This is a genomic window from Chryseobacterium sp. 2TAF14 (genome assembly GCF_052115105.1).
Lineage (GTDB): Bacteria > Bacteroidota > Bacteroidia > Flavobacteriales > Weeksellaceae > Chryseobacterium.
This window is the reverse complement of the sequence record NZ_JBFRGA010000197.1, coordinates 1-6288: the sequence shown is the minus strand read 5'-3', so window position 1 is coordinate 6288 and position 6288 is coordinate 1. Positions and strand designations below refer to the sequence as shown.

Genomic DNA, 6288 nt, shown 5'->3' with positions numbered 1-6288 from the left:
AGGTTAAGGTTAAGGTTAAGGTTAAGGTTAAGGTTAAGGTTAAGGTTAAGGTTAAGGTTAAGGTTAAGGTTAAGGTTAAGGTTAAGGTTAAGGTTAAGGTTAAGGTTAAGGTTGCGCGATTCTGAATCTAAACCTTAACCTCAGCCTCAAATTTAATAAGCTACTTCCATTTTTACTTTTTTGCCTTTCAGTTTTTCGGTGCTTAATTTTTTCAGTAAATCTCTCACTTTATTCCTGGAAACCGCTACATACGAAGTAGTATCTTTTACTTCGATCAGACCGAGATCTTCTTTCTGCAATTCTCCTTTTTTTAATAAATATCCTACAATATCTACTTTATTAACCTTGTCTTTTTTTCCGGCGCTGATGTAAACCGTCTGAAATGTTGAGTTTTTGGGAACTTTAGAAAACTCTTTTACAGATTCTTCGGGAACATCTTTTTTGATGAACGGAAATTTTTCTTCTTCTGTCATTACCAGATAAACAAAACCTTTGGCGTTCATTCTCGCAGTACGGCCATTTCTGTGAATGAAAGCGTCTTCTGTAGTAGGCAATTGGTAATGAACGATCGATTCCACTTCGGGAACGTCTAAACCTCTTGCCGCTAAATCGGTTGTGATTAAAATTCTTGCAGAATCGTTTCTGAATTTCAATAAAGCACGTTCTCTTTCGTCCTGTTCCATTCCGCCGTGGAAAGTTTCGCGGTCAATGCCTTTCTCGCGCAAAAGTTCAGAAATACGGTCAACCGCTTCTCTGTGATTACAGAAAATAAGAGTTCTTTTGTTGCCGATTTTACAGATGAGATGAAATAAAGTATCGAGTTTTTCCTCAGAAATCGTCATTACTTTTCTTAATTGAATATCAGGTTTGTTTTCGCCTAATTTTAAGAAATCAATTACTTTTTCATCTTTCAGACCTGTAAATCTTGGAATCTCATCCATTGATGTTGCCGAAGTCAGGATTCTTTGGTAAAGATTGTACATATTCTCAATGATGTATTCCATATCATCATGAAAACCGAATTCTAAGGCTTTATCAAACTCATCCAGCACAAGGTTTTTAATTGTTTTTACATCGATGTTTTTATTTCTCAGATGATAGGCAATCCTTCCCGGAGTTCCGATCAGTACAGCAGGAGATTCAATCAGATTATTGATTTCGATTTTTTTATCGTGACCGCCGTAGCAAACTGTTACCTTAAAATCTGTTCCCATCGATTTGAAAACCTGCTCGATCTGCAAAGCCAGTTCTCTTGCCGGAACCAGAATAAGAGCCTGAATTCCTGTTGCTTCTTTCGATAAATTTCTAAGAACAGGAAACAGAAAAGCAAGCGTTTTTCCTGAGCCTGTTGGCGAAAATGTTTAATGGCGCAATGATCGCTTCTTTAGTTGATGTTTCTTCGGGTTATGCCGCAGTAAGCCATTACGAAGAAGATTGCTATGTGGTAACGGTAGAGTTGAAGGTGAATTATCTGAGACCAGCAATGGGAGATGCGCTGGTTTCAAAATCTTTTGTAGTGAAAGGTGGCGCCAAAATCAGTGTCATCAGAACAGAAATTTATGTTATTGATGAAAATCGGACTTCTGAAAGTCATGTTGCCACATCATTGGTAACGATGATGAAAATTAAATAGCTATAAATAAAGAGAACTTAGTATCCATCATGGATAGGATATGATTGGAATACGTTTTGTTGATGAAATATAATTTTAAAATTAAATACTATGAACTTAATCATTCGACTGCTTGTTACAGCTATTGTCGCTTTTTTATTGACCAAGATTTTACCGGGTGTACATTTTGAAGGCTTTTCAACGGCAATTATTTTTGCTATTGTTTTGGGGCTTTTAAATCTTATTGTAAAGCCGATTTTAAGTCTTTTCGGATTGCCTCTTACCATTATTACTTTGGGCTTTTTCGCTTTGGTGATTAATGCCATTATTATTCTTATAGCAGATTATTTTATCGATAGTATGGTTGTAGACGGTTTTTGGTGGGCGTTTATTTTCAGTATTGCGCTTTCTATCGTGACGTCGCTTGCCAACTCGATGTTTTCGGATGGAGATTAAACTTCGGGTCTTTTTAAATTTTTAATAAAACTTTTTTTAATATAATGATAATCAATTTATTGGTTGTCATTTTTTTTTGGCGAATTTTTTTGATCGAATTTTAGAATTATTTCTTGAATAATTAAGTCTTTGTTATTGTGAAGATTAAGCAAAGTTTGTCTGTGGCGTTAATTTTGTTGATGATTTTAATAAACTATTAACAATCATTAATAATTTATTATGATTATGTATTTTGTAATTAAAAAGTGTTATTTTTAAAGTAAATTTATTACTAAGTTATTTTTGATTAATAAATAATTTATTTACACCAATTTCTATGACAAAATATTTACATGCTTTACTTCTGTTTATCAGTTGTTATATCTTTTCTCAGGCTCCTATAAATGTAAAAGTAAAAGACAATTTTGGGAATGAAAATTTTCATGTAACCTGCATAAACAATCTCGATGCAAACGGCTGTATTCCGCTTCATGTAGAATATCCGGAGCTGAAACGAACTACAACATACCAGCTTACACAAGCTACGTATGACCCGCCAATTCCTCTGAATCAGGGAACGGCGCTGAATGCTAATTTTGACGATGTATTTACGCCAAAAATAGATTTACCCTTTAAATTTTGTTTTTTTAATCAATATTTTGAATCGATTGTCATCGGTTCAAACGGAATGGTTACTTTCGACCTCAACCAACAGGGAAATATCAATTATCCCAATATTCTGTGGCAAAATCCTGATCCCGGCTTACCCAAAAATTCTATTTTCGGGGTTTATCACGATATGGTATTTTCTGCTTCAGATACTTCAGAAATTTACTATTCTACCATAGGAACCGCTCCCTACAGAAAATTTGTGATCAGCTATTACGACGGAAGAGTTGCCGGTTGTACCGATCGGTCTTCATCACAAATTGTTTTGCACGAAACGACGAATATTGTTGAGGTTTTTGTAGATAAAAAGCTTACGCCGTGCCCCACCAGAAAGTTTGAAAATGCCTTGATCGGAATTATAAATGATACCGGAACTGTAGGATATTCTCCGGCTTCCAGAAATACAGGAAACTGGCAGGCTCTTCAGGAAGCGTGGAGGTTTACTCCAAACGGAAGCGCAGTTCAGCCAACGGTAACGTGGACTAATTCTGCGGGACAAACTGTTGCATCAGGAATTCAGGCTACACTTTGTCCTACTCAAAATGAAGTTTATACCGCCAATGTTGTTTTTAATATTTGTGGAAATAGTAACCTGACAATAACCGATGATTTTACCATCGATTTTGATCCTACTTATCCCATTTCAAAAAATTATACTCAGAATTTTTGCGGAAACACTCCAGTTCAGCTTAATCTGAATGATTTTAAACCTAATGTTACTTCGCAAAACCCGACAAATTTCAATTTTACTTTTCATGAATCTTTAGCTGATGTACAAAATAATCAGAACAGCATTTCTACGAATTATACTTTAAATGCTAACAAAATTTTATATGTAAGAATTCAGAATCCCAATGTTCCTGGATGTTTCAGAGTGGCAGTTCTTACACTGAATTTTATTACTAAAAACCTTTTAACCGATTCTATTCTTCTTTGTGATACCAACAACGATGGCATTGAGCAGAATTTTGATTTAAGTTTTCTCAACAGCCAGCTTTTTCCGGCAGGAACAACCGGATTTACGTATTATCTGTCTCAGTCGGATGCTCAAAATAATACGAATGCTGTAACAACGGCGAATATTACGGTAAATACAAAAATTTGGGTTAGAATTCAGGATGCAACATGTACTTATATTTTAGGACCTGTAAATTTCGCTTTCCAACCTGGAGTTAATGCTAATTCGCCGATTAATTTTTCCTATACAATATGCGATATTAATGCCGATAATAATGAGCCTTTTGATTTTTCGGTTAATATCGGTCCTCTGATTACCACACAAACAGGGGCTGTTTTTACCGTTTATCAGACCTTTGCAGAAGCTTATAATAATTCGGGAAGTGTAGTAGGAACGATAAAAGAAGGGCAATACACGGTTTATATAAGAGTAGAGATTCCGGGAGGATGCTTTACGGTGGTTCCTGTTAATTTAAACATCACCTTTACCAAAATTCTGGTAAATGATAAAAATGAGTATATCTGCTTCAACGGAACCGATGATATTACCGTCAATCTTCAAACGCTCTCTGCAAGCATGCTTGTTGCGCCGTCAACAGTTCCGGTTATTGAATTTTATGATAATTATTCGGCTGCATTAATTGGAACCAATCCTATTTCTCCCACTCAGACGATTACAGAAAATGGCAACTTTGTAAGCAAAATTTTCTATGTACGGTTTGAGCAGAGTGAAACATGTTATACCATTAAAGCGATCAACGTACATTTGGTGCATCCGGTTGTTGTAAATTCTAATTTTACGGTTTGTGATTTTAATAATGATAATGCCGAAGTTGTTGCGTTGGCTCAGTTTTCCGGACCTATTATCGGAAATCAGAATGCAACAACAACTTTTTATCTTACGCAAGCCGATGCTCAAAGCGGAACCAACCCAGTTACAAGTGTAAATGTTACAGGAACAAGACAGGTTTTCGTTAAAATTAATTCTTACAATTGTACCCAGATTTATCCGGTTACCATCAGTTTGGTATCAACTCCGGCTGTGAATCCTTTGGTGAATATTAACCTAAATAATATTTGCGACAACAATAATGATGGAACAGAGCTGTACAATCTTTTGCTGGCTCAACCTCAGATTTACAGCGGTTCAAATGTCACATTTACTTATTACACTTCTTACAACCCTGCAACGAATGTCTTTTCAGGGCCAATTGGCAATCCGGCGCAGTTTCCTGTGCAGGGAAATGCTACGGTTTATGTGAAGGTGAAATTTAATAATAATGAATGTTTTTCTGTATCACAATTAAATATTCAAATGACATTTTTACCGGTGATTGTGCTGCAAAATGCTGTTTTGAATACTTGTGACGAAGATTTTAATTTAAATGAAACCTTCCAGCTGAATGATGCAATTCCTCAGATGTATTTAGCTTCTCAAAATACATATCCGCTTTCTGATATAACGGTTACTTATTACAATACTTCAGCAGAAGCGAATGCGGGAAATCCTTCCACTCAGATCGGGAACAGTATTGTAACAACAGTTTCTACGGTGCAGGTCTGGGCAAGATTTCAGTCTAAAACGACGGGTTGCTTTTCTGTAGCGCCCATTCAGCTGAATACTTATTTTCCTCCAAAAGCAATTAATTCTACCATAACGGTTTGTGATGATAATCTTGATGGCATTTACGAGGTTAATCTGATGAATTACACCAATCTTTATGTAGATATTCCGAATGCGATCAATACATTTACTTTTTATCTGACTCAAAGCGATGCACAAAACGGAACAAATCCAATCCAGAATCCGCAAAGCTTTACTGCAAATCCTTTTCCGCAGCAGATCTGGGTAAAAGTGATGAATATTCCGGGATGTGATGATATTGCCACCATTAGTTTTGTTATCGGAACTAAAGTTGTGCTTCAGAATTCTGGTCCGTTCCTTCTGAATAATGTCTGTGATACTTTAAATGACGGAATTGAAAATGTAAATCTTACCCAGTACGAATCTCAGATTTTCGCGGGTGGAACAGCTACATTTACTTATTATGCCTCGTTATCCGATTTAAATTCAGGAACAAATGCAATTGCGAATCCGGCAAGTTATTCGTTTAATCAAAATCTGGGATCAGATATTGTGTATGTGAAAGTAAGCGTTCCCGGTTTTTGCCCAGAAGTTGCAACCATTAAGATTACTCTTAAAAAAGTTCCGGTCTTTGAAATTCCTACACAGTATTTCTGTCCTGATGCTACATTTAATTATACTTTAGAATTAAAAGATCATACTATTATAAGTTACGTGTGGACAAATCCTGCCGGACAAGTCGTTTCTACTACCGATACCCTTGTAAATGCAGGAATGGTAGGAACATATACCGTAACGGTAACTTCAGATAACGGATGTTCTTACACCACAACTTTTGAAGCAAAATATTTTGACGTTCCGGTCATTCAGCAATTGATAGCCAACGGAACGACATTTACTGTAGTTGCAACCGGTTCACAGCCGATTCTCTATTCTATTGACGGTATTAATTGGCAGGACTCTAATATTTTCTATAATTTACCGACAGGAATTACCACATTTTATGTAAAATATGCCGAAGGAAAATGTA

The 6288-nt window shown here is 36.0% G+C and carries 4 protein-coding genes; 3 read left to right on the top strand and 1 reads right to left on the bottom strand.

Going from position 1 to position 6288, the window contains the following annotated elements:
- Positions 1-152: 152 nt before the first annotated feature.
- Positions 153-1322: a DEAD/DEAH box helicase gene (locus AB4Y90_RS15555; RefSeq protein ID WP_441558482.1), complete on the bottom strand. Its 1170-nt coding sequence runs from the start codon at positions 1320-1322 to the stop codon at positions 153-155.
- A gap of 35 nt (positions 1323-1357) precedes the next feature.
- Here AB4Y90_RS15555 and AB4Y90_RS15550 point away from each other — a divergent pair, with 35 nt between their 5' ends.
- From AB4Y90_RS15550 to AB4Y90_RS15540, 3 genes are all read left to right on the top strand, one after another.
- The gene (locus AB4Y90_RS15550; protein ID WP_441558480.1) at positions 1358-1633 is read left to right on the top strand and encodes a PaaI family thioesterase; all 276 of its coding nucleotides are present in this window, start codon (positions 1358-1360) and stop codon (positions 1631-1633) included.
- Positions 1634-1723: 90 nt separating this feature from the next.
- Positions 1724-2068: a phage holin family protein gene (locus AB4Y90_RS15545; protein WP_435523535.1), complete on the top strand. Its 345-nt coding sequence runs from the start codon at positions 1724-1726 to the stop codon at positions 2066-2068.
- 316 nt (positions 2069-2384) lie between these two features.
- Positions 2385-6288 (top strand): hypothetical protein (locus AB4Y90_RS15540; RefSeq protein WP_441558479.1); only part of this gene is annotated, 3904 nt, incomplete at its 3' end.

Excerpts from the sequence above, each read along its gene's own strand:
- AB4Y90_RS15550 (WP_441558480.1), top strand. The coding sequence starts at position 1,358 with ATGTTTAATGGCGCAATGATCGCTTCTTTAGTTGATGTTTCTTCGGGT.
- AB4Y90_RS15545 (WP_435523535.1), top strand. The coding sequence starts at position 1,724 with ATGAACTTAATCATTCGACTGCTTGTTACAGCTATTGTCGCTTTTTTA.